18 protein-coding genes are annotated in these 22387 nt (G+C 66.3%); 11 read left to right on the top strand and 7 right to left on the bottom strand.

Going from position 1 to position 22387, the window contains the following annotated elements:
* The first annotated feature begins 159 nt into the window (after positions 1 to 159).
* Together ACYOEI_RS30950 and ACYOEI_RS30945 are read left to right on the top strand one after the other, a co-directional pair.
* Positions 160 to 2649: an efflux RND transporter periplasmic adaptor subunit gene (locus tag ACYOEI_RS30950; RefSeq protein WP_462853607.1), complete on the top strand. Its 2490-nt coding sequence runs from the start codon at positions 160 to 162 to the stop codon at positions 2647 to 2649.
* A gap of 127 nt (positions 2650 to 2776) precedes the next feature.
* Positions 2777 to 3256, top strand: a complete 480-nt coding sequence (locus ACYOEI_RS30945) for a hypothetical protein (protein WP_462853605.1) — start codon at positions 2777 to 2779, stop codon at positions 3254 to 3256.
* Positions 3257 to 3400: 144 nt separating this feature from the next.
* Here the strand turns inward: ACYOEI_RS30945 and ACYOEI_RS30940 are convergent, their stop codons facing one another.
* The 3 genes from ACYOEI_RS30940 to ACYOEI_RS30930 form a co-directional block, all read right to left on the bottom strand.
* Positions 3401 to 3844 carry a hypothetical protein gene (locus tag ACYOEI_RS30940; protein WP_462853604.1) on the bottom strand — a complete coding sequence of 148 codons (444 nt, stop codon included), beginning with the start codon at positions 3842 to 3844 and terminating at the stop codon, positions 3401 to 3403.
* 119 nt (positions 3845 to 3963) lie between these two features.
* On the bottom strand, positions 3964 to 4809 hold the full coding sequence (locus ACYOEI_RS30935) for an HAD family hydrolase (RefSeq protein WP_462853602.1): 846 nt from the start codon (positions 4807 to 4809) through the stop codon (positions 3964 to 3966).
* 140 nt (positions 4810 to 4949) lie between these two features.
* Positions 4950 to 6260 carry a nickel pincer cofactor-dependent isomerase, group 22 gene (locus ACYOEI_RS30930; RefSeq protein ID WP_462853600.1) on the bottom strand — a complete coding sequence of 437 codons (1311 nt, stop codon included), beginning with the start codon at positions 6258 to 6260 and terminating at the stop codon, positions 4950 to 4952.
* Between the two features lie 117 nt (positions 6261 to 6377).
* Between ACYOEI_RS30930 and ACYOEI_RS30925 the strand changes: the two genes are divergently transcribed.
* The gene (locus ACYOEI_RS30925; RefSeq protein WP_462853598.1) at positions 6378 to 7514 is read left to right on the top strand and encodes a cobalt-precorrin 5A hydrolase; all 1137 of its coding nucleotides are present in this window, start codon (positions 6378 to 6380) and stop codon (positions 7512 to 7514) included.
* A gap of 29 nt (positions 7515 to 7543) precedes the next feature.
* Here ACYOEI_RS30925 and ACYOEI_RS30920 read toward each other — a convergent pair whose 3' ends face one another.
* From ACYOEI_RS30920 to ACYOEI_RS30910, 3 genes are all read right to left on the bottom strand, one after another.
* Positions 7544 to 7957: a hypothetical protein gene (locus tag ACYOEI_RS30920; RefSeq protein ID WP_462853597.1), complete on the bottom strand. Its 414-nt coding sequence runs from the start codon at positions 7955 to 7957 to the stop codon at positions 7544 to 7546.
* Between the two features lie 185 nt (positions 7958 to 8142).
* Positions 8143 to 8724, bottom strand: coding sequence for a hypothetical protein (locus tag ACYOEI_RS30915; RefSeq protein WP_462853596.1), 582 nt, complete (start codon positions 8722 to 8724; stop codon positions 8143 to 8145).
* Between the two features lie 95 nt (positions 8725 to 8819).
* Positions 8820 to 9221, bottom strand: a complete 402-nt coding sequence (locus ACYOEI_RS30910) for a hypothetical protein (RefSeq protein ID WP_462853595.1) — start codon at positions 9219 to 9221, stop codon at positions 8820 to 8822.
* Positions 9222 to 9526: 305 nt separating this feature from the next.
* On the opposite strand from ACYOEI_RS30910, the gene ACYOEI_RS30905 reads away from it, so the two are divergent.
* Complete coding sequence (locus ACYOEI_RS30905; RefSeq protein ID WP_462853593.1) at positions 9527 to 11503, top strand: Nramp family divalent metal transporter; 1977 nt, start codon at positions 9527 to 9529, stop codon at positions 11501 to 11503.
* Positions 11504 to 11652: 149 nt separating this feature from the next.
* Here the strand turns inward: ACYOEI_RS30905 and ACYOEI_RS30900 are convergent, their stop codons facing one another.
* The gene (locus ACYOEI_RS30900; RefSeq protein ID WP_462853592.1) at positions 11653 to 12012 is read right to left on the bottom strand and encodes a hypothetical protein; all 360 of its coding nucleotides are present in this window, start codon (positions 12010 to 12012) and stop codon (positions 11653 to 11655) included.
* A 572-nt stretch (positions 12013 to 12584) separates the two neighbouring features.
* Between ACYOEI_RS30900 and ACYOEI_RS30895 the strand changes: the two genes are divergently transcribed.
* The 7 genes from ACYOEI_RS30895 (at position 12585) to ACYOEI_RS30865 (ending at position 22200) form a co-directional block, all read left to right on the top strand.
* The gene (locus ACYOEI_RS30895) at positions 12585 to 13115 is read left to right on the top strand and encodes a GNAT family N-acetyltransferase (protein WP_462853591.1); all 531 of its coding nucleotides are present in this window, start codon (positions 12585 to 12587) and stop codon (positions 13113 to 13115) included.
* A gap of 426 nt (positions 13116 to 13541) precedes the next feature.
* Complete coding sequence (locus ACYOEI_RS30890; protein ID WP_462853589.1) at positions 13542 to 14789, top strand: M16 family metallopeptidase; 1248 nt, start codon at positions 13542 to 13544, stop codon at positions 14787 to 14789.
* A 162-nt stretch (positions 14790 to 14951) separates the two neighbouring features.
* Complete coding sequence (locus ACYOEI_RS30885; protein WP_462853587.1) at positions 14952 to 16190, top strand: M16 family metallopeptidase; 1239 nt, start codon at positions 14952 to 14954, stop codon at positions 16188 to 16190.
* Between the two features lie 185 nt (positions 16191 to 16375).
* Positions 16376 to 16936, top strand: a complete 561-nt coding sequence (locus tag ACYOEI_RS30880) for a Uma2 family endonuclease (RefSeq protein ID WP_462853585.1) — start codon at positions 16376 to 16378, stop codon at positions 16934 to 16936.
* 16 nt (positions 16937 to 16952) lie between these two features.
* Positions 16953 to 17861, top strand: a complete 909-nt coding sequence (locus ACYOEI_RS30875) for a cobalamin-binding protein (protein WP_462853583.1) — start codon at positions 16953 to 16955, stop codon at positions 17859 to 17861.
* Between the two features lie 59 nt (positions 17862 to 17920).
* Positions 17921 to 19864, top strand: a complete 1944-nt coding sequence (locus tag ACYOEI_RS30870; RefSeq protein WP_462853582.1) for a hypothetical protein — start codon at positions 17921 to 17923, stop codon at positions 19862 to 19864.
* 629 nt (positions 19865 to 20493) lie between these two features.
* On the top strand, positions 20494 to 22200 hold the full coding sequence (locus ACYOEI_RS30865) for a hypothetical protein (protein ID WP_462853580.1): 1707 nt from the start codon (positions 20494 to 20496) through the stop codon (positions 22198 to 22200).
* Positions 22201 to 22387: the final 187 nt, after the last annotated feature.

The following is a 22387-nucleotide window of genomic DNA, read 5'->3' as shown; positions in this document are numbered from 1 at the left end:
CGTTCCGGATCGAGTCCTGGCCTTCACGCGCACTCGGCAAGTTTGCGGACTCGGAGGTCGTCGGCGGGATTCCGGAAAAAACCTGGATAAGACCGCCGGTTCCGTGGCTTTACACTCTGGATAGGGTTGAGACAAGTCGACCGCGAGGGGGACGGGCTCGTGGCAGAGAATCCCAAGGGGCTTCCTCGCGGCCAGATCCGCATGCTCTTCAGCGTGGGGACGGCCGCCGGGCTGACCGACGGCCAGCTCCTGGAGCGGTTCGCGACCCGTCGCGACGAGGCGGCCGAACTCGCGTTCGCCGCCCTCGTCGAGCGGCACGGCCCGATGGTCCTGCGGGTCTGCCGCGGGATCCTCCGCGACCACCACGAGGCGATGGACGCCTTCCAGGCCACCTTCCTCGTGCTGGCACGCAAAGGAGGGTCCCTCTGGGTCCGCGACTCGATCGGCCCGTGGTTGCACCGGGTCGCGTGTCGGGCCGCCGGGCGTGCCCGGGGCGCGGCGGCACGTCGGCGGTCGGTCGAGTCGAGGGCGGCCGAGATGTGGATGAACAAGGACGACGGCAAGAACCTCGGGGAACTGGCCTCGGCCGTCCACGAGGAGATCGACCGGCTCCCGGAGCGTTATCGCGAGCCGGTCGTGCTCTGCGACCTGGAGGGGCACACCTGCGAGGAGGCCGCGAGGCACCTCGGCTGCCCGGTCGGGACGATTGGCAGTCGTCTGGCCCGGGGCCGCCAGCGCCTTCGGGACCGCCTCGGCCGTCGCGGCCTCGTCCCCGGGGCCGGTTCCGGCCCTCTTACCGGCGCCGCCGTCCCGCTGGGGCTGGGGGCCCACGAGGCCCTCTCCGCCGAACTCGTGAGCTCGACGGCACTCGCCGCCGTCCGATTCGTCTCAACCCGGGCGGCCCTCGAAGGGGTCGCCTCGTCTCTCGCCCTGGAGGTCCTCAGGACCATGGCCATGAACCGTTGGTGGAAGGCCGCATCCCTGCTCTTCGTCCTCGGCGCGTCCACGTCCGGGGTCGTCACCATCGCCGCCCGAGGCACGGCGGTCGCCGAGGCCCAGACCGCCGAGCCTCCGAAATCCTCACCCGCTGCCGGCGTCTTCGCCGAGGTCAAGCCCGGCAAGCTCGTCGTGAACGTCCAGGAGCGTGGCAACTTGGAGTCGACTCGGGTCGCGAGCGTTTTCAACAAGGTCATGGGCTCCAGCACGATCATCTCAATCCTCCCCGAAGGGAGGAGAGTCAAGGCGGGCCAGCTCGTCTGCGAGCTTGACTCGGCGCCGCTCAAGGATCGGCTGGTCCTCCAGGTGGAGCAGACCAAGAAGGCCGAGTCCGCGTATCGAATCACCCAAGGCGAGCGTGAGGTGGCCGAACTCGCGCTCAAGGAGTATGAGGACGGGATCTACCCCCAGGAGCTCCTGGCCATCAAAGGGGATGCGTCGCTGGCGCGTTTGGCGACCGTGAGAGCCGAGGAACAACTGAAGCGATCACGGGACGCACGCGAGCAACTCGAAGATGCCCGACTCGGCCAGGCTGGGAACAGGCCACCTCCCACCGTCACGACTGTGCTCGACGTTGAGGATCGCATCGCTGCCGCCGAGCAGGCCATCGAGCGAGGCCGCGTCGCGCAACAGGTCGAGCAGGCGAAGCAGGCGACCCTCGAAAAATACACCAAGGAGAAGTCTCTCAAGCAACTCCGCAACCGGCTCGAGAAGGCCCACGCGGTTGAGGCGGACGCGAGAGCGGCCTGGGACGCTGAGCGGTCGAAAGTCGCGGGCCTGGAGAAACAGATCGGCTATTGTCAGATGTTCGCCCCTGCCGACGGCGTGCTCGTCTATGCGAACGACCCGAGCCGGATCGGAACCCAGATGCAACCTCAGATCGAGGAAGGGGCGACGGTCCGCGAGCGGCAGATAATCTTCACCGTCCCCGACCTTTCCCAGATCCAGGTTAACTCCAAGATCCACGAGTCGATCGTCGATAGGCTGAAAGTCGGACTCCGGGCGCGGATCCGTGTCGACGCCTTCTCCGACAAGGAGTTTACCGGCGTGGTGAAGGACGTTGCCCCCCTGCCCGACCCGTCGAACTTCTTCAATCGCGATATCAAGGTCTATACGTGCCACGTCTCGATCGATGAGCCGATCTCCGGCCTGCGACCCGGCATGACCGCCCAGGTCGATATTTTGGTAACAGAGCTCGACAACGTCCTCAGCGTCCCAGTTCAGGCGGTGGTCAGCTACGATCGCAAGGACCATGTCGCCGTGAAGCGGCCCGACGGCGGGGTCGACTGGCGCGAGGTCACGCTGGGAATGACGAATGACAAGAGCGTCGAGGTCAAGGAGGGCGTGAAGCCTGGAGAGAGCGTCTCCCTCGAGCCCGCCTCGCTCTTGAGCGACGAAAAGAAGCGGGACGCGACCTTCTACCCGGTGATCCCAGCCCCAACCCCAACCCCCAGGGTGAAGGGTAAGACAGCCCTCGGCATTCCCAACGAGATCCGCACGAAGTTGCAGGCCCTCTCCCCCGAGGACCGCCAACAGCTCCGCGAGGCCTCACCCGAAGACGTTCATTCCATCCTCAGTCGGAAAGCCGGCCTCACCGAAGACGAAATCCAGCGCTATCTCCGAGTCCTCCGGAATCCCAGTTCCCCCCGCTGAGCATTTAGCCTTGGGGCTCGCTCCTCCCCGGACGGGATCAGAATGGCACGAGACAATACCCTCGCTTCACCACAGGCCTGATTAGTAAGCTTGTGTCGAGGGCCCCAAGGCGGCCCGGATTTGAAGGATGAGCCTTCGTGTGGATTTTCGCGGCTGGGCGTTGAGGGTCCTGACCTGGGACGCTGCCCTGCCCGCCTGCATCATGCTCATCCCGATGGGCGTCAAGTCGCTGTTTCCCGGCCGACGCGGGGCGATTGAGCTGACCGCCATCATCCTGCCGATCGTCGCCTTGCTCATCCGTTTTCGGGCGGGCAAGCGGCATATCAATGCCAACCATTGCTCACATCGGATCAAGCTCTTACAGCTCGGCGTGTTCTGCCTGGGCGTCCTTCCTCTCGTCCTCACGGATTGCTTTTTCATCCTTTCGGATCTGATGCCTGGAGGAGCCTTTGCAGCTCCAGGTGATCGCGTCATCCTCGCCAGCCTGTATTCCCTCTACCTGGTTACGATGATCGTCGCGATGTACCCGGGCCGGCCGGACCCGTCCGATGTCTTTGTGGAATCCTTCGATCCTCACGACTCTTGGGTTGAAGAGTTTGAAATGTAAAATAAATTAATCAATAAGTGTAACTCTTCTATTGGGATAATTCTCTCGAGGCCTGTGAGAGTCTTTCCGCACTCCTCTTCCGAATCGGGGATCTTGCAAACACTGGGGCAATCCTGTGGGGCCGATTGGCGCTGGGCGTGTCTCTTATTCCGGCAGTGGGGGCGTCCCGAGGAGGACGCCGACTGCGGCGAGGCAGACGAAGGCGAGCAGGACCGTCGTCCACACCTTTTCGTCGTCGCGAGGTCCCATGAACTCGCGGATCGCCGCGGCGAGCGGAATCGCCGGGGTGAACAGGACTGGCTCGATGAGATTCCCCAGGCTCTTTCCTGAGGAGGCAGTCGAGAACATCAGGACGGACCAGAGGCTGAACGGGAGCAGGAAGACCATCAAATCCACGGCATTCCAACGAACGTGATTGCCGGCGAAGTACACGATGGGGGCGGAGAGGATCACGGCGGGGATCAAGTGGAGCACCCAGATCCAGAGCAGCGCCAGCCACTCATTCGTGTCCGATTGATGAGTGGCGGCGAGCAGGATCGCCACGCCCAGGACGAGAATCGTCGTATCGGTCGTCGATGGCCGGGACATGTCGGCGACTCCAGGGGCGCGACTATCTCCTTCGATTGTTCGTCCCCTTGAGTCTGGTTGCAACCATCATGGTGGGCTCCATCCTCTCGCTCTCGTGGAGTTCGAGGACGAACCCGGGCCTATTCGGCCAGGAGCCGATCGACGAGCATGGCGACGCCGTCGTTGTCGTGGTCGCCGGTGACGTGGTCGGCGATGTCGAGGACTTCGGCGGGGGCGTGGCCCATGGCGACGCCGAGGCCAGCCCCGGCGATCATCGGGAGGTCGTTCATGTCGTCGCCGACGGCGCAGATCTCGGCCGGGTCGACGCCCCAAAGTTCGGCCAGGTGGAGGAGGGCCGACCACTTGCTGGCGTCGTGCCGGAGGACCTCGCACATCGTCCCGGAGTACTTCGGGCTCCGCTGGACGAAGGTCTGGACCCGGCCGGGGAGTCGGCCTTCCACGGCTTTCTGAAACGCGAGCATCGCCGGTTTGGTGCCGATGGCGGTGATGTGGTAGTGGACGCCGCCTTCGATCCGGTCGGCCCAGCCGGGGTCGACGTGCGCGTGGGGACGGTTCTTGGCGAGGTAGTCGTCGAAGTGTGAGCGGCCCGTCGATTCGACCGAGACGAGGAAGTCGAGCTCGTCTGGGGAGCGGTCCGTGAAGGAGACGGCCGGCTCGTCGTGGATGCGGAACAGGTCGAGGATCTCGGCGAGGAGATCGGCGCCGAAGTCGGCGCGCCAGAGCGTGCGGTGGTCGGCGGGGTCCTTGACGATCGCCCCCGAGTTGCACACGAGCGGGGCGTCGAGACCGAGCTGCTCCGCGATCGGCCTCGCCCGGCGGTAGCGTCTCCCCGTGCAGAGCACCGGCCGGATCCCCGCCCGCTCGGCCCGCGCAACCGCCTCGACGGTGCTCGGACGCAACGTCCCCTCGCGATCGAGGAGCGTCCCGTCCACGTCGAGCGCCAGGATCCGATATCGTGATGTCATCGGAGTGGTTGAAAAAGAGGATTTATCCACAGATGGCGCAGATGAACGCAAATAGAAAACTCGAATTCTTATATTTTAAGAATTCCCCATCTGCGTTCATCTGCGTCATCTGTGGATCGATTGTCTTCATCCCTGATCGATCAATGACCGGCGTAGGCGGCGCCCTTGGCGCGTCGGCCGCGGACGCTGTCGGGGAAGAGGGACTCTTGGTCGAGGAATCCGTCGCTCGAGAATGGGATCGGGGCGAAGTCGGTCTCGAGCTCGAGGTGGGGGTGGGCCTTGACCTCGTCGGCGAGCGCGGGGGAGACCCACAAGGTGCTCAGCTCGAGCGTGTTCGGGATGACGACGAGGCGGGCCTGCGAGGGCTCGATCCGCCAGCAGGTCTGGAGGGCCGAGTCGAACACGTCGCGGTCGGTGGGCAGCGTGATCGGGATCCGGGCCCGCTCGAGGCAGCACGAGGTCAGGACGTTGATCCGGAACGCGTCGATGTCGAGCTTCGAGACGAGTCGCTCCGTAGTCAGGTCGGCGAAGCCGACGCCGACGATGTTGCCGTGCGACTCTTCCGAGACGTCGAGCACCGCCATCCTCGTGACGACGGGGCGTTCGAAGTCGTTCTGGGTCTCGATCATGAGGCGGCCGGTGACGTTGGGGTCGATCCCCGCGCCAGAGTAGTTCTTGCCGAGCTCGCCGATGACCAGGACGTCGATCTGGTCGAACGGCAGGCGGGCCATCAACTCTCGTGCGCGGTTGAGGAGGCCCGGCTCGACCTCGAGGATCGTGTCGGGGTCGACGGGGACGATCTCGGCGGGGACGTCGTCGGCGTTCTCGAGGATCGCCAGGCCGAGGGCGAACTTGGTGTTCTGGATGAGGTGGCGGCCGACGGCCGGCAGGACCTCCTTCATCCCCCGGAGCCCGAGCTTGTGGACCTGCTCGGCCCCCTGGCGCTTGCCCAGGCCGATGACCATCATCTTCAGGACGCCCGACTCGAAGGTCGCGTGGAAGTCGGTGTGCGGCTTGACCCGGTTCAGCAGGACGATGCCGTCGGCTTCATAGGCGTTCTTGTCGAAGTAGATCGGCAGGCCGATCGGGCTGGTGCCGACGACGACGGTGTCCATGTCGGTGCGGACTTCGACGCCCATGGCCTCGGGCGTGACGCCGTAGCCGGCCAGGAGCTCGCGCTGGCCTTCAGGCGTGGCGCCGCCGTGGCTGCCCATCGCCGCGACGATGAACGGCTTGAAGCCCATCTCCTTGAGGGCGTCGACGGCGGCCTTGGCGACCGTCGGAATCACCGTGATCCCCCGGCTGCCGACCCCGACCGCGATCGACCCGCCCGGCTTGACCCGCTCCTTGAGCCGGCTCTCCAGGATCAGGCGGCGGACGGTCCCGGGGACGTCGGCGAGGCGAGGCTGGGGGATCGATTGGCGGACACGCGCCAGCGAGGGAAATGACATCCGACGAGATCCTCTGTACGATGACCGTGCTTCTTCGACGACCGGGTTTGAGGTCCGAGCCGGGCCCTGGCCCCCTGCCCTCAACTGTAAGAGACGCTCGGTGGGGCCGTCAATCGCATGAAGATCGCCGTATTGGTCCTCTCCACGAGCGGACTCGCCCTGGCCCGTCGGCTCCGCGACGCCCGGCCCGGCGAGATCGCCATCTTCGGCCCCTCCTGTGTTGTGGGCTCTTGCGGAGGGCCCGCCGACTCGGAGAGTGCTCCGGCGGATCGGACGCCTGGTTCCTGTTTCGAGACTCAGGAACCTGGGATCTCGGGCTGGCTCGGTCCGCTCCGCCTGGCCTTCCCGACTATCTGGGAGGGTCACGACGCGATCGTCGCCGTGATGGCCCTGGGGATCGTCGTGCGACTTGCCGGCCCGCTCGCCGTCGACAAGCGTCGCGACCCGGCCGTGGTCGTGGTCGACGACGCCGGTCGGTTCGCCATCAGCGTCCTGGGGGGGCATGGGGGCGGGGCCAACGAACTTGCCGACTCGGTCGCCGGGATCCTCGGGGCCGTCCCGGTCATCACCACCGCCAGCGAGTCGCAACGGCTTCCCGCCGTCGACCAGATCGGCCGCGAATTCGGCTGGACCCTCGAGCGCACCCAGAACCTGACCCGAGTGTCCGCGGCGGTCGTCCGTCGAGAGCCCGTGGCCGTCTGGCAAGATGCCGGCTCGACCGAGTGGTGGCGTCGCTTCGGACCCTGGCCCGACCACTTCTTCAGGCTCCGATCCTGGGCCGAGCTCGAGCTGCTCCAACCCTCGGCCACGCTCGTCATCAGCGATCGGAGCATCCCCGAAGCTCTCCCCGAGGACTCGACCCTCGTCTATCGTCCACCGACGCTCGTCGCGGGCATCGGATGCCGCCGAGGGGTGGACGTCTCCACCATCGCCGGTTGGGTCGACGAGGTCTTCGCCGCTCGAGGGTTTGCGGTCAACAGCCTGGCGGCCGTCGCGACCGTGACCCTCAAGGTCGACGAACCGGGGCTGCTCGCCTTCGCCTCGGGTCGAGGTGTCCCGCTCGTCGCGTTCCCCCCCGAGCAACTCGACGGCTTCCCTGGGATCGAGTCGCCGAGCGACCGCGTCCGCAGCAAGATCGGGATCGCGGCCGTGGCCGAGCCGGCGGCCTTGCGAGCTGCCGGGGCCTCGAGGCTCCTACTCCCGAAACAGAAAGGGCCGGGCGTGACCTTGGCCTTGGCACGCCGGCCCTCGTGATTGTGCGCTTCGAACGACGGCCCGGTACGTTACCAGCCGTAGAAGCTCGGCGGCCCGAAGCTCGGGGCATACAAGCCGACCGGGGGCAAGGTCCCTCCGACACCCGGCAAGGCGAACGTGTTGTAGTACGACGCGCCGTAGGCATAGCCGGGCGCGACGAATCCCTGACGCCAGAGGCCGACCCCGTAACGTCCCGGCAGCAGGCCGTAGGGGGCGTAGCCGTAACCGTAGCCCGCGCCGTAGGGGGACGAGAATTCGGAGTAAGTCCGCGGCATCCCGAAGCTGGCGGATCCGTAGCTCATCCCGTATTGACCCGGTGCCGCGAGGTAACCGTTCATGCGATACGGCGTCCCCACGCTGGCTACTACGGCCTGCGCACGAGCCGACGCGGGCGCGAGCGCCAAGACGGTACCGACGATCGCTACCCAAAGTCGTGGACGCATGACCTCTCTCCCGGTGATCGGACCTGGCAAGGGTGCTCCCTCGCCGTGTTGCGCTCGACGATATTCATTCTACGGCACGTTCCGGCCGGCGCTCGCGACTTGCCAAGAAAAAGGCGGAGCGGGAAGCTTTCGCTTCTCGCCCCGCCCGTCGCAACCGTCGTCGAATGGTCGAGCGTGGACGACGCTCAAGGCCGGTGGCCGAAACTCGGCATCGACAACGTGGGGGCGGACGTCATGGGAGCGGAGCCGAGATAGCCGGACGGAGAATACCCGGTCGTCCCGTAGCCACCGGCGGAACCGACGCCGATGCCTCGGCTCGCGTTCAGGGCCGGCCCATAGCCGTAGGCGGCGGCGTTCTGGGAGGAGTAATTGACACCATTGGCATACATGGTCGTACCGGGGACCGCGCCGTAGTAGTTCGGGCGATAGGTCATGGTGCCGGGGACCGCGCCATAGTATCTCGGCGCGGCGTACGTGGTCCCGCCGAGGGCCGCGTTGTAATAGTTCGGGTTGTAAGTCGGGGTGCCGGGGACCGCGCCATAGAAGCCCGAAGGATAGTACATGGTCCCGGGCCTCGGGGCATATCCAGGGGCCATGGTTGTGACCGAGGGAGCGACCTGGTATCCCCCGGGATACACGCCGTAGGTCGACCCGGTCGTGATGCCGGCCGGGAAGCCGCCGAACGAGTTGATCGACACCTGGGCCTGCGCGGATGTGATCCCGACGAAGAACAACCCCGCGAACAACGGCCCGACAATGCGACGCATGGCTTCCTCCCTGTGGTCAATCGAAGGGTGAATGGAAAGACGGGGGAACCATCATTCCCCCGTCATGTCTGCATGCGTTGGCGAGCGGCGGTACCTCACCAGCCCCGCAGGCCGCGGCGACCGGCCCAATAGCCTCGGGGGCGGATCACGGCGGCCGGATAGCCGTAGGCCGGGGCATAAACCGCCGGGCTGTAAACCGCCGGGCCATAATACCTCGGGGCGTAGCCGATCCCATAGGCCCCCGGTCCTACATAGGCCGGCGAGTACCCGACCGCGGCCGGGCCGACCATCCCCGTGTAACCCGAGCTGTAGCTCGTCCCGACCAGCGGCGAACCGTAGTACGACGAGTACATCGAGTAGCTCGAGTACGGGGCCCCCAGCCCAAGGCCCATGCCCAACGGTTGGCCGACCGAGATCCCGATCTGGGCCTTCGCGTCCGACGTCGTCCCCAGGAACATCCCGCCGGCGAGCAGCAATCCGAGCAGTGAATGACGCATAAGTTCTCCTCGACTTCCAGAATCCATCGATGACACGCCAATCCTTGCGGAGACTCGACAGGACGTCTCCGCTCCCGAGCATTCTACAATGCAGGTCGTGTGCCGATCCCTTTGATATCGACGGAATCTTGCCAATTTTTGGTCGTCCTAAATTGTGATGAATATCCGGTCGAAAAAGAATTGCGGTGGTTCCAAATGGGGAATAAGATGGTTTCGACGAGCGAGCGTTGCGAAGAGACGGGAGGAGTCATTCCTCCGGAACCGTGCGACGGGGATGGGATTCGGCCCGGGAAGGATTGAGGCTCATGTCATCGGAGATCGAGGTTGGCGGGGGGCGGCGATCGCTCGAGGAGGTCCATCGATCGGTCTCGGTGACGCAGAGTAATCCGTTGAAGCGGCTCTTCGCGTTCATGGGCCCGGCCTACCTCGTGAGCGTGGGCTACATGGATCCGGGGAATTGGGCCACGGATCTGGAGGGGGGCGCCCGCTTCGGCTACGCCCTCGTCTGGGTCCTGTTGATGTCGAATCTCATGGCGGTCCTCCTCCAGTCGCTCTCGGCGAGACTGGGAGTGGTGACGGGGCATGATCTGGCGCAGGGGTGTCGCGCCGAGTACTCGCGCGGGGTCAACGCGGTGCTCTGGCTGCTCGCCGAGGTCGCGATCGCCGCGACCGACCTGGCCGAGGTGCTCGGGACGATCATCGCGCTGAAGCTGCTGTTCGGCATGCCCCTGCTCTGGGGGTGCCTGGTCACCGCGTTCGACACGTTCGTGCTCCTCTGGCTCCAGCGCTGGGGGATGCGGACGATGGAGGCGATGATCCTCGCGCTGGTGGCGACGATCGGGGGGTGCTTCCTGCTCCAGATCTTCATGGCGAAGCCGGACGTCGTCGGGATCCTCCACGGGTTCCGGCCGAGCCTGCCGCCCGGGGCCCTGTTCGTGGCGATCGGCATCCTTGGCGCAACCGTGATGCCGCACAACTTATATTTGCATTCGGCGCTGGTGCAGTCGCGACGGATCGGCGGCGACCTCGCGAGCAAGGCGAGGGCGTGCCGTTACAACCTCATCGACTCGGTGATTGCGCTGAACGCGGCCTTCTTCGTGAACGCGGCGATCCTGGTGCTGAGCGCGGCGGTGTTCAACCGCAGGGGGGTCGCGGTCGCGAGCATCGAGGAGGCGCATCGGCTCCTCCCCGCGGTTCTCGGATCGGCGGCGCCGGTGCTGTTCGGGATCGCCCTGCTGTGCGCGGGCCAGAGCTCCACGCTGACCGGCACGCTCGCGGGGCAGATTGTGATGGAGGGCTACCTCCACCTGAAAATCGCCCCCTGGCTCCGCCGCCTGGCGACCCGTTCGATCGCACTCGTCCCGGCGGTCCTGGTCATCTACTTCGTCGGCGACGGGGCGACGCAGGAGCTGCTGGTCTTGAGCCAGGTGATCCTGAGCTTGCAGCTCTCGTTCGCGGTGATCCCGCTGATCCACTTCACCTCGAACCGGAAGAACATGGGGACGCTCGCGTCGCCTCGGTGGGTCCAGGCTTTGGCCTGGATCTCGGCGGCGATCATCGTCGCGCTCAACGGCAAGCTCGTCTTCGACAAGATCGGCGAGTGGGTGGCGATGTCGCAGGGGTCGGGATTGGCGCTCGGGCCGATCCCCGTCTCCTGGCTCGTGGCGGGTTCGCTCTACGGACTGACTGGTGCGGTCGCGGGGCTCCTGTTCTGGGTGACCTTGAAGCCCTGGTTCCGCCCCGCCCCGCCGTGGACCCCCGCGCCGAGCGTCGAGCTCGACTGGAACGACATGCTCCGCCCCCGGACGATCTCGACGATCGGCGTGGCCCTCGAGCACGACCATGGTGACGGCGAGATCCTCAACCGGGCCCTCAGCCTGGCGAGGTCCGGGGAGACCACGCTGGTCCTGCTCCACGTGGTCGACACGCCGATGACCCAACTCTACGGCGACGAGACCGCCGATCGCGAGACGGGGGCCGACAGCCGCTACCTCGACGAGGTCGTGGCGGCGCTCGTCGCGATGGGATACCCCGCGCGATCGGTCTTGCTCTACGGGCCCGACCGGGCCGGGCAACTCGTCCGGCAACTCAGGCGCGATCCCGTCGACCTGCTCGTCGTCGGGTCGCACGGCCACGGACTCATCCGCGACCTTCTTTATGGCCAGACCGTGGACAAGGTCCGACACGGCCTGGACATCCCGATGCTGATCGCCAGGCCCGATCGGGGGGCGTCCTCCCCCGACTCGTCGAACGCAACCCCCTCGGCGAGTCCCCTGGCGTGACCGACGAGAATCCGACACCGTCCCGAGGCGTGCCCCTCGGGACGCCACCCGGCGGACCCGCCTGACGCGGCCGCCGTATCGTCGTCGAGGTGGTCGGTCCAGAGACCCGGCCGTTGAGGCTCCGGACTCGGTGAGGGGACGGGCCTCCGTCACATCGACAGGGCCCAGACGATGATGACAATGATCAGGACGACGCCCAACGCCACCGACAGGGCGATGAGGGCGCGGACCCTGTCCTGGAGTGCTTTCACATCGTTGGCGTTGAGGTAGCCCGTGTCGCTGCTCTTTTGACTGCGACTACTCGAGTGGCTTGATTTCGATTTACGGCTTTTTCGCGAGGAGCCTTCTTTACGCCTGTCGACCCAGCGCTGGTAGGACTCGCCACATTGCGCACAGATGCTTAATCGAGGCCGATCGGCGTGGAGTGGCCCGGATTCGATAAGAATAAGCGACGGCTCGTCCGTGACCGATTCGCCGCAACGATCGCATATATCTTTGCTTTCGTTCATCGGATCCATGGGTTACAAGGGGTGGGCGAGATTGTGCGTCGACCACGATGGTTTAGTCGGCATACACGGGGCGCCAGGGCGAGGTCGATCGCGGGGATTTCGCAAGGGGGACGACGTCGCCCCTGGGGATTTCTCCCGCCGTGGATGACGTTGAATTTCAAGGAAATACCCCGACCGTGGGCACACCTTGGGACGCCCATTTCTAAATCGACCCTACGCCAAGAATCCCGTTGTCGAAAAGGAATTAGCGACAGAAGGGACGCGACCGGCACACTCCCGCGCGAGGTCTCGGTCGAATCGGGAGGGATCCGCCAAGACGTGAGCCTTCGCCGGAGCCGAGGAGCGGTCCGTCCGGCAAGCCGCCAACCCCATGAGAGGCAGTACGTAAACACTTCGGGACTGTGACAAAATCGCGGACCAGGCCGGTGCCGATGGCCTGGTTGAGGCGGGCAATGGAGAATCCTGCCGGTTTGGAGCGTTGACCGAGGGGCGAAACCTCTCTTAGAATGGGTCGAAGGGCTCCGGCGATAAGAATGTCCGGAGCGGGCCGCCTTCGAACCGTATCAGACGCGATGGCGATCACGTATTACAAGCGGTTCCGGATGGAGATCGATCTCGACGGCGCGCCGGCCCCGGCCGAGCTGCCGCCGAGATTTGCCTGGATCTCTTGGGAGGAGTCGCTCGTCGATCAGCACGCCGAGGTCAAATACCTGAGCTTCCGCGGTGAGATCGACGCGTGTGTCTTCCCTTGCCTGGGCGACCGACACGGATGCCAGCGCCTGATGCGCGAGATCCGACGCAAGCCGGGGTTCCTCTCGGCGGCGACCTGGCTCATCGGGGGGCCCGAGGGCTACGTCGGCACCGTCCAGGGGGTCATGGATCGGGGGCCGATCGGCGCAATCCAGAATCTCGGCGTCCTCCCCGACTATCGCGGCTTCGGCCTTGGTCGGGCCCTGGTCCGGCAGGCCCTCGCCGGATTCTACCGAGCGGGACTACGCCGGGCCTACCTCGAGGTCACCGCCGAGAACTCGGGCGCCGTCCGGCTCTACCGCGACGTCGGATTCCGACGCGCCAAGACGCTTTACAAGGCGGTAGACGGCTGAGCCTTCTGACTCGCAACCCGTTTTTTCTTGAAACCGGTTGGCTCGTCGTGCGAAGTCGGTACTGAGCTCCTGGCAGGGAGGGCACTGCCCACCAGCATTTCGGGAGGCCCGGTAGACGTCAACAGGCATCAAATTGCGCCCGGAGAGCGTCGATGACGTTCCTCCCCTTGATCGTCACCCGGTAAAGACAGGTGGGCTATGCCCACCCTATGGGATGACTTCGGCATCGATCTCGCCGCATGGGCCGACCCGCTTTTTTTGAAGAATCGGGATTTGAGACAGGTTTTGAGCGATCGGGCCGGATGCCTGCCGGTCCGAAGCCGACCGTTCAGGAAGCTTCATCTCGATCTCGATCCCAATCTCGGTTATGGATAGGGATTCCAAAACGGCCCCCGACTACCGGCCCCTAGCTGCCCCGAGGTCCCCGTGCCCGACGCCCCGCTGATCGCCCAACACGAGTATCCGAACGGCCTGGTGCTGGTCGCCGAGTCGATGCCCGGCGTCCAGTCGGCGGCGTTCACGCTGCTCCTGCCCGCCGGGGCGGCGTACGAGGCCGCCGACCGCGCGGGGGCCGCGACGATGCTCTCGGAGTGGATCACCCGAGGCGCCGGCGACCGCGACAGCCGAGAGCTCCTCTCGGCCCTGGACAACCTCGGAGTCAGCCACGGCGAGAGCGCCCAGACGCTCCACACCAGCCTCGCCGCCGCGACTCTGGGCCGCAACCTCGTCCCGGCGCTCGAGATCTTCGCCGACGTCGTGCTCCGGCCCCGCCTCGATGACGAAGAGGTCGAGCCGATCCGCGCCCTGGCGCTCCAGAACTTGCGGAGTCTGGAGGACGACCCCGGGACCAAGGTCATCTACGAGCTCCGTCGCCGCCATTTCCCCGACCCCTGGGGACGCCCGTCGCCCGGCACTCCCGAAGGCCTGACGGCCCTGACCCCCGACGACCTCCGCGCCTTCCGGCAGGCCGCCTACCGGCCGAACGGCGCGATCCTCGGCGTCGCCGGGGCGATCGACTGGCCCTCCTTGCGCGACACGGTCGGCCAACTGTTCGAGGGCTGGGAATCCCGACCGGCGCCGACCGTCGTCGAACGCCCGACCGGCCCGGCACGCGACCACATCCTCCGCGAGACGCAGCAGATCCAGATCGCCCTGGCTTATCCCTCCGCCACGGTCTCCAACCCCGACTACTACCGCGCCCGGGCCGCCGCGGCGATCCTTGGCGGGTACTCCTCGGCGCGACTCTTCACCGAGGTCCGCGAGAAGCGCGGGCTCTGCTACTCGGTGTACGCCAGTTACGAGAGCCAGCTCGACCGCGCGGCGATCCTCTGCTACGCGGGGACCTCCGCCGACCGCGCCCAGCAGACCCTGGACGTCACGCTCGCCGAGATCGAGCGATTGGCCAAGGCGGGCGTGGAACTCGAGGAGCTCGAGACCATGCGGGCCGGCCTGAAGAGCTCGCTCATCATGGCCCAGGAGTCGAGCATGAGCCGCTCCTCCTCCCTCGCCTCCGACTGGTTCCACCTCGGCCGCGTCCGCTCCATCGACGAGATCTCCTCGGCCCTCGACGCCCTGACCCCCGAGTCCGTCAGCAGCTACGCCGCCACCCAGGGCGCCCGCGACATGACCATCCTGACCCTCGGCCCGAATGCCTTGACGTTCCCGTCGGCGTGAGGTCGATCAGGGGATTTCCTTCACCACTAAGGCACAAAGACACAAAGGGAAGAATTGGATGATTTCTGAATAAATAAAATATTTTTGTTCCTTTGTGTCTTTGTGCCTATGTGGTGAATACCGATTTCGTTCCCCGCACCCTTGCTTGAGGATATCCCTGAGATGCGCTTCCACCAGACGGTCCTGGACAATGGCCTGCAGGTCATCGCCGAGCTCAATGACCGGGCGCACTCGGTCGCGTCGGGGTTCTTCGTCAAGGCGGGGAGCCGGGACGAGGCGGCGGAGGTGGCGGGGGTCTCGCACTTCCTCGAGCACATGATCTTCAAGGGGACCCCGAGGCGCGACGCCCTGGCGGTCAACCGCGACTTCGACCGCGTCGGGGCCAAGCACAACGCGCAGACCTCGGAAGAGGACACGTTCTACCACTTCACGTGCCTGCCGGAGTACCTCCCCAAGGCGTTCGAGGTCCTCTCCGACATCCTCCGCCCGACGCTCGCCGAGGCCGACTTCGACACCGAGAAACAGGTCATCATCGAAGAAATTCGAATGTATCTGGATAATCCGATGTCGGTCGCCTACGAGGCGGCCAAGGCCGCCCACTTCGGCCCGCACCCGCTCGGCCAGAGCATCCTCGGCACGGTCGAGTCCATCACGGCGCTCCGCGTCGAGAAGATGCGCGAGTACTTCGCCCGACGGTATAGCCCGTCGAACATCGTCCTCGCATTCGCGGGCAAGACCGACTGGGACCACGTCGTCGAGCTGGCCAAGGCCCATTGCTCGGACTGGCAGGGCGAGGATGCGACCCGGCAGGCCGTGGCGCCGAAGGGGACGGGCTCGTTCCAGGCGTTGCTCCGCGCCGACGACCAGCAGCAGACCGTCATCGGGGTCGCCGACGGCCCGCCGCTCGAGAGCGCCGACCGCTACGCCGCGCAGCTCCTCGCGACCGTCCTCGGCGACCACACCGGGTCGCGCCTGTACTGGACGCTGATCGACCCCGGCTACGCCGACGGCGTCGACGTCTCGTACCAGGACTACAACCAGGCGGGGGCCTTCTTCACCTTCCTGAGCTGCGAGCCGGACTACACCCAGGAGAACCTCGAGCGGGTCGCCGAGGTCTTCCGCGAGGCCATGGGCGAAGGGATTACCGAGGAAGAGCTGACCCAGGCGAAGAACAAGGTCCTCGCCCGCTCCGTCCTCCGGAGCGAGCGGCCGATGGGCCGGCTCGCCTCGCTCGGGTTCCACTGGACCTACCGACGCGAATACCTCTCGGTCGCCGATGAGCTCGAGGCCTTCTCCCGCGTCACCCTCGACGACCTGCGCCGGGTCCTCGACCGCTGGCCGCTCCTGCCGATGACGCTTGTGTCGGTCGGGCCGACGACCGACGTGCATCCCCCGAAGTGATCGGGCGGGGCAGGTAAGAGCGTGTGCCAGCCCCGAAACCTGTTTTTTCTTAAAAAACGGGTTTCTGACGCACTCGACGTTGGTAACCCGTCCCGGGATGCCGTCATTCACTCCTGCAGAAACCCGTTTTTTAAGAAAATAACAGGTTTCGGGATTGGATTCTGAGCGTGGTCGATGGGGGAGGCATGAGCACAACGACTCGGATCACCCTGGGGCAATTCGACGAGATGATCCGCCAGGGCATCTTCTTACCCCGAGAAGACCATCGCGTCGAATTGATTCACGGCGAGATCTCCCCCATGAGCCCGATCGGCCCTCCCCACGACTCGGCCGTCGACCGGTTGACGGAGTGGAGCTTCGAGTCACTCCCCCGAGGCGCCGCCTGGGTCCGCGTGCAGGGGTCGTTCGGCATCCCCCTCCTCGATAGTGCCCCGCAGCCGGATGTGGCGTGGTTGCGTCGGAATGACTATTCGTCCCGACGCCCAACACCCGAAGACGTCTTCCTCGTGATCGAGGTCGCCGACAGCAGCCTCGAGAAAGATCGGGGCGAAAAGGCCAGGCTTTATGCAGCGGCCGGGAGTCGGGAATACTGGCTCGTGAATCTGCCGGGCCGCAGCCTCGAAGTCCGGCGCAATCCCCAGGCTTTGTCCTATCATAGTCTCGAGGTCCTCCGCCCTGGGCAGGAGGCCCGTCCCTTGGCGTTCCCACAGGTCGTCCTCGACGTCTCGAGGCTTTTCCCCGGATGAAGGGGCTCGTCACGGAATGCGTATCGTCAGCCTGCTCCCGTCCTTGACGGAACTCGTCTGTGACCTGGGTTGTCGGTCTGAGCTCGTGGGGGTGACGCACGAGTGCGACTTCCCGCCGGGCATCGAGGGATTGCCCCAACTGACGCGTAGTCGGATCCCGACGTCGGCGTCGAGTGGCAAGATCGACGCCATGGTCACCGAGCAAGGGGGGAGCCTCTACGACCTCGACGGCGATTGGCTCGCCTCGCTCAAGCCCGACCTGATCCTGACCCAGGAGCAATGCGACGTCTGCGCCGTCAACGAGATGACGGTACGGCAGGTCGCCGCGGCCTTGCCCGGCCAGCCTCGGGTCGAGAGCGTCAATCCGACCGACCTGGCGGGGGTCCACGCGATGTTCCGCCACGTGGGCAAGCTCTGCGGTGCCCCCGAGATGGCCGAGGCGCTCATCGCCGAGTTCCAGGAGACGGCCGCGAAGATCACGCGTTGGCGACGGGACAAGCCTCGGCCTCGAGTGCTCGTGCTCGAATGGTTCGACCCCCCCTTCTCCGCCGGACACTGGAACCCCGAGCTCGTCTCGCTGGCCGGCGGGACCGACGTCCTCGGCGTCGCCGGGGAACGATCGCGCCGGCTGTCCTGGGACGAGGTCGCCGCGGCCGATCCCGAGGTCATCGTGCTCTCGCCGTGCGGGTTCACCCTCGAACGTTCCGAGATCGAGTGGGCCGGGCTCAAGGCTCGTCCGGAGTGGACGCGACTCTCCGCGGTGCGCTCCGGGAGGGTGGTCTTGGTCGACGGCTCCGCGTTCTTCTCAAGGCCGGGACCTCGGCTCGAAGCCAGCTTGCGGATCGCCGCCGCGGCAATCGACCCGGACACCTGCGACGACCTCGCCCCGGCAACAGGCTGGCGGCGCGTACCCGGACTCGGATAGGCTCTGCGACGTCGAGCGGGTTTGCTCGGCAGGACGATCGTCGAGTCGGGGGTGACTCCATGGCACAAGGTCCGGGCTCGGGACATTGGCTCGTGGTCCAGGAGCTGCTCCAGCGCGGCGACCCCACGTTCGTGGACGAGATCCGCCGGGTCAGCGACGGCGATGCGCTGGCCGCGTTCGCCGAGCGTTGGTATACCGACCGGCGATCGGCGTCGCGTCGACTCCTGCTCGAGTATCTCGACCGCCCCCTGAACGCCTATCGCCATGAAGGCCTGGTCAAACGCCTGTTCAAGCTCGCCGAGGCGTCCGGCGACGACCAGGTCATGGCCCGATTCCTCGTCCTCTTCGACCGATCGATTCGGCGGATCTGGGGGCGGAAGCGCCACCAGGAACGGCGTGAGGTGAAGGGACGAGACCAGGCCATGGCACTCGCGGCCGACTGGCAGGCCCAAGGGTTCCAACAGGTCAACACCTGGGTGGCTCGTGGCGGGATCTTCCACATCTGGGGGACCTGGACCGAGCCGGTCATTCGGCTCCCTCGCTTCACGACGATGCCCCGAGGCAAGGCGCTCGAACGGTACGACAATTGGGCAGCCGGCCGACGGACCCGTCCCGACTGGGTTTATCGGCTCAATCTTGACCCGAGGGAATATCGGGTTGAGGCGCAACTCACGGACGCGATTCGCGAAAAGCTCGGGCGATTCCGGCTCTTCTCGATCCACACCCGCCACTACCTCCGCCGCCGTGCCTGGCGGTATTTCCGAAGACTCGGCAAGCAGTCTCCCGAGCGATATGTTGCCGCCGTCTCCGAGGCCTTGCTGCGATACGATGACGCGGATGTCGCCGACGGGCTCGCGCTCCTGGACAACTGGGGACTGGTTCACATCCTCTTCCACGGGAGCGCGACGATCGTCGCCAAGGTGACGGGGTGGGTACCGGCGGAGGGCCGGGCCGTTGGGGAGATCCAGGTCGCGCCGATCTTCGAGCCCCTCTGGGCCGCCGCCCCCCGGAGCCTGTTCCGCCTCCTCCTCGAAGGGCGGAGCCGGACGGTGCGCCGCTGGGCCTCGGTGATGATGCGGCGCTACGCCCCCGCGGTCGCACCCGTCGTGGGGCTCGAGGACTGGCTCGCCCTGCTTTCGCACGAGGACTCCGAGGTCGTTGCCCTTGCGTCGGATGCGCTCCGAGAATTGCCGGGGTTCGGTGAGCTCGCGCCGGAACGTTGGCTGACCCTCCTGGCGACGGTCAACCCCGACGCCCTGGAGCTCGTGGCCGAATTGATGCACCGGAACCTCCGGCGCGATCGGCTCGACTATGCGACGATCGTCCGGCTCGCGGCGAGTCGTCCCCTACCTGTTGCGAAGCTCGGCCTCAATTGGCTTCGCACCCGGCCCCCGGTGGACGCGGATGAGTGCCGGCTGCTGCTCGGGCTGGTGGAGGCCGAGGCCGAGCCGCTCCGGAGCGAGATCGTCGCGTGGGCGCGAGGGGCCTTGAGCGTGTCACCCGAGTTCCGCCCCGAGTGGGCCCTCGAGTATCTCGACAGCCGACATGGGGACGTTCGCGCCGAGGGGTGGCGATGGTTCCTCGAAGACTCGAGGACGAGAGACGATGTCGAGCTCTGGCATCGTCTGCTCGAGTCTCCTTATGACGACATCCAACTCGCCCTGGTCGCCGAGCTCGAGCGCCGCGAGGCGGCCCGCGGTGACGGTGCGACAGTGCGTGTGGGGCTCGACCCGGAGCTTCTCCGCTCACTTTGGGCGTCGGTTCTCCTGAACGTCCGGCGAGGGAGCCGGGCCAAGCCCAAGGTCGTCGACCAGTTGGTACGCCGGATCGAGGCGAGGCCGAAGGACGCTCCGAGCCTCCTGCCGCTCCTGGCGGTCGCCCTGCGGTCGACTCGAGGGACGGAGTGGCGGGCGGGCCTCTCGGCGGTCGTCCGGCTCGCGGGGCGAGGGCCCGAGGCGGCGAGCCTGGTCCGGGCGTCCTTCCCGGAGTTGCAATGGGCGTGAGGATGTGAGAGCATCCGTTGGATCCGACCCCGGGGGCGGCCAGGTCGCTACCCGAGACTACCTTGCTGCGGCGTTCCGCCGCGGTCGACCTCGCCCCGGAGATTGCGTCCCCAAGGCCGTTGTTCTTTTGGCCCACGGCGATGGTTGTCGCGGGCCTGAGTCGACGTGGTCCTCCGCGACAACCATCGCCGTGGGCCATCGTGAACGACCTTGGTCGTCGCCTCGAAGTCGGGGCGGCCTGGCCGCCCCCGTGGTCGGATCATGCGCGAAGGCGGAGGTGCCAGTACGCAGGAAGCGGACCCTGGCCCATCGCGGCCGAAGCGTTGCAAGACAATGTGAGGATGTGAGAGTATTCCGTTGGATCCGACCCCGGGGGCGGCCAGGTCGCTACCCGAGACTACCTTGCTGCGGCGTTCCGCCGCGGTCGACCTCGCCCCGGAGATTGCGTCCCCAAGGCCGTTGTTCTTTTGGTCCCCGAGGCCTTCTCTCGCGGGACTGAGTCGACGTGGTCCTCCACGAGAGAAGGCCTCGGGGACCATCGTGAACGACCTTGGTCGTCGCCTCGAAGTCGGGGCGGCCTGGCCGCCCCCGTGGTCGGATCGTGCTCGAAGGCGGAGGAGCAAGGGCGCATGAACCTGACCCTGGCCTATCGCGGCCAAAGCGCGGTCGTCTCCGGGCCCTCCGGCCTGGCCATCTCCCTCGCCCCGAATCTCCGACGCGACCGCGTCGCCTTCGACGGCACGCTCCGCCACCCCCTCCGCTTCCGCGAGGCCGTCGCGGCCCTTCACGACGTCGTCGTCAGCGACCTCCGCTACAAGCCCAAGGACCGGTCGGCCTACGAAGCCTACATCGCCGAACAAAAACGGCGCAATGCCGAGCTCCGCCAGGCCGTCACCGCCGAGGCGAGGAAGTCGATCCACGAGTCTTTGCCGATCCTTTCGAAGTCCGAAGTTCGGGAGCTGGAACAACGTTACAAGGGCATGCGGACGCTCTATTGGAACGCCCGGCTGAAGTACTCGAACTACCTCATGACCCACGACCCGCAGCTCTGGCGGATGCTCGTCCCGTGCGATCCCGTGGTCACCGTGGCGCCCGAGTGCCTCTTCTTCGAGTGCTTCAGCGTCGATGAGAGCAGCTACGGCTGCCTGACCGTCGACCGCGACGCCTTCGCGCACGAGCGCGACGCCGCCCTCGGGACGACGAACGTCGACTACTCGTGGGCCCTCTACGAGCACTTCCAGAAGCTCCGGAGTTATCGAGAGACCCGGTTCCTGGTCGACCCCTCGGGCTTCGAGGTCAAGACCGGGCACGACCCCGCCTATCGCGAAGAAAAGATCGACCTCCCGCCGAGCTGGCTCCGCGGGTTCATGCAGCTCCAGGCGGCGATGAGCCTGCCGATGCGGCGAGTCTCGATCAGTCGCGAGGGGCTCTATGGCATCCTCGCCTTCCTCAAGCGACACCGGGCGGCGCGAAGCCCTCGGGCAGTCAGATTCGAGCTCGAACCCGGCCAGCCCGTGACGATCGTTCTGGAACCCTGGGAGCGCCGGATCGTCCTCCACTCCACGCCTTACGACGGCTCGAGGTCCGAGACGATCCGCGTCTGGGGCCGCGATCGACTCCATGTCCTGGCCCGGCTCTTGCCCCTCTTGGACGAGGCCGAGGTCTACCTGCTGGGGTCGGGACTTCCTAGCTTCTGGTCGATCCGGATGGGCGAGATGCGGCTCCTCCTCGGGCTCTCGGGCTGGACGGCCAACGACTGGTCAGGAGGCTCGGCTCTCGACCAGATCGCCCCTCCGGCCGTCCCCAGCGACGAGCTCCTCGGCGACATCGCCGCGTCCTTCCGAGAATCCCCCGCGCAGACCTTCGAGCAGGTCCGCCAGCGCACCGGCGCGGCCCCGGCCTACGTCGCCGCCGGCCTGAATCGGCTCGCCCTCCTCGGCCAGATCATCCACGACCTCCACGCCGGGCTCTACCGCTGGCGGTCGCTCTTGCCCGTCTCCCTGTCGCTCGACCAGATCGGCCCCGAGTCTCCCGAGACCGTCGCCGCCCAGCAACTCGTGGCCCAGCACAAGGTCCGCGTCTCCTCGAACCAGGCGAGGCCGGACGGCCTCCGGATCCTCGAAGGCGAGGTCTTCAACCAGACCGTGTCCCTCCTCCTCGACGCCGACGGTCGGATGCTCCGGGGCAAATGCAACTGCTCGCACCACTTCCGAGGCGGCCTCCGCAAAGGCCCCTGCCGCCACCTCCAGGCCCTCCGCACCGCCGCCATCTCCCAGCCCGCTCCCTCGAGCCTCGAAGCCTGGTTTAAAGCCGCCCGAGACTGGTGCCAGCCCTGACCGCTAGAACCTCGGTGCTCTCATGCTGCAGGACTATGCTCACGATTTGGCGTTCGCGCCCAATCGCATTGTCGCAGGTTGGCTGAGGTGTCGGTCCGTGTGTCCGTAGGTGACAGCAGCGACCGAGGCGGACCTATCGACGTTCGCTTGCGCGAATGGCCGCAAGGGACTTCGCCCGGCTGCCCGA

The sequence above is a fragment of the Singulisphaera rosea genome (genome assembly GCF_054877945.1).
This window is presented reverse-complemented; position numbering and strand designations above follow the sequence as displayed.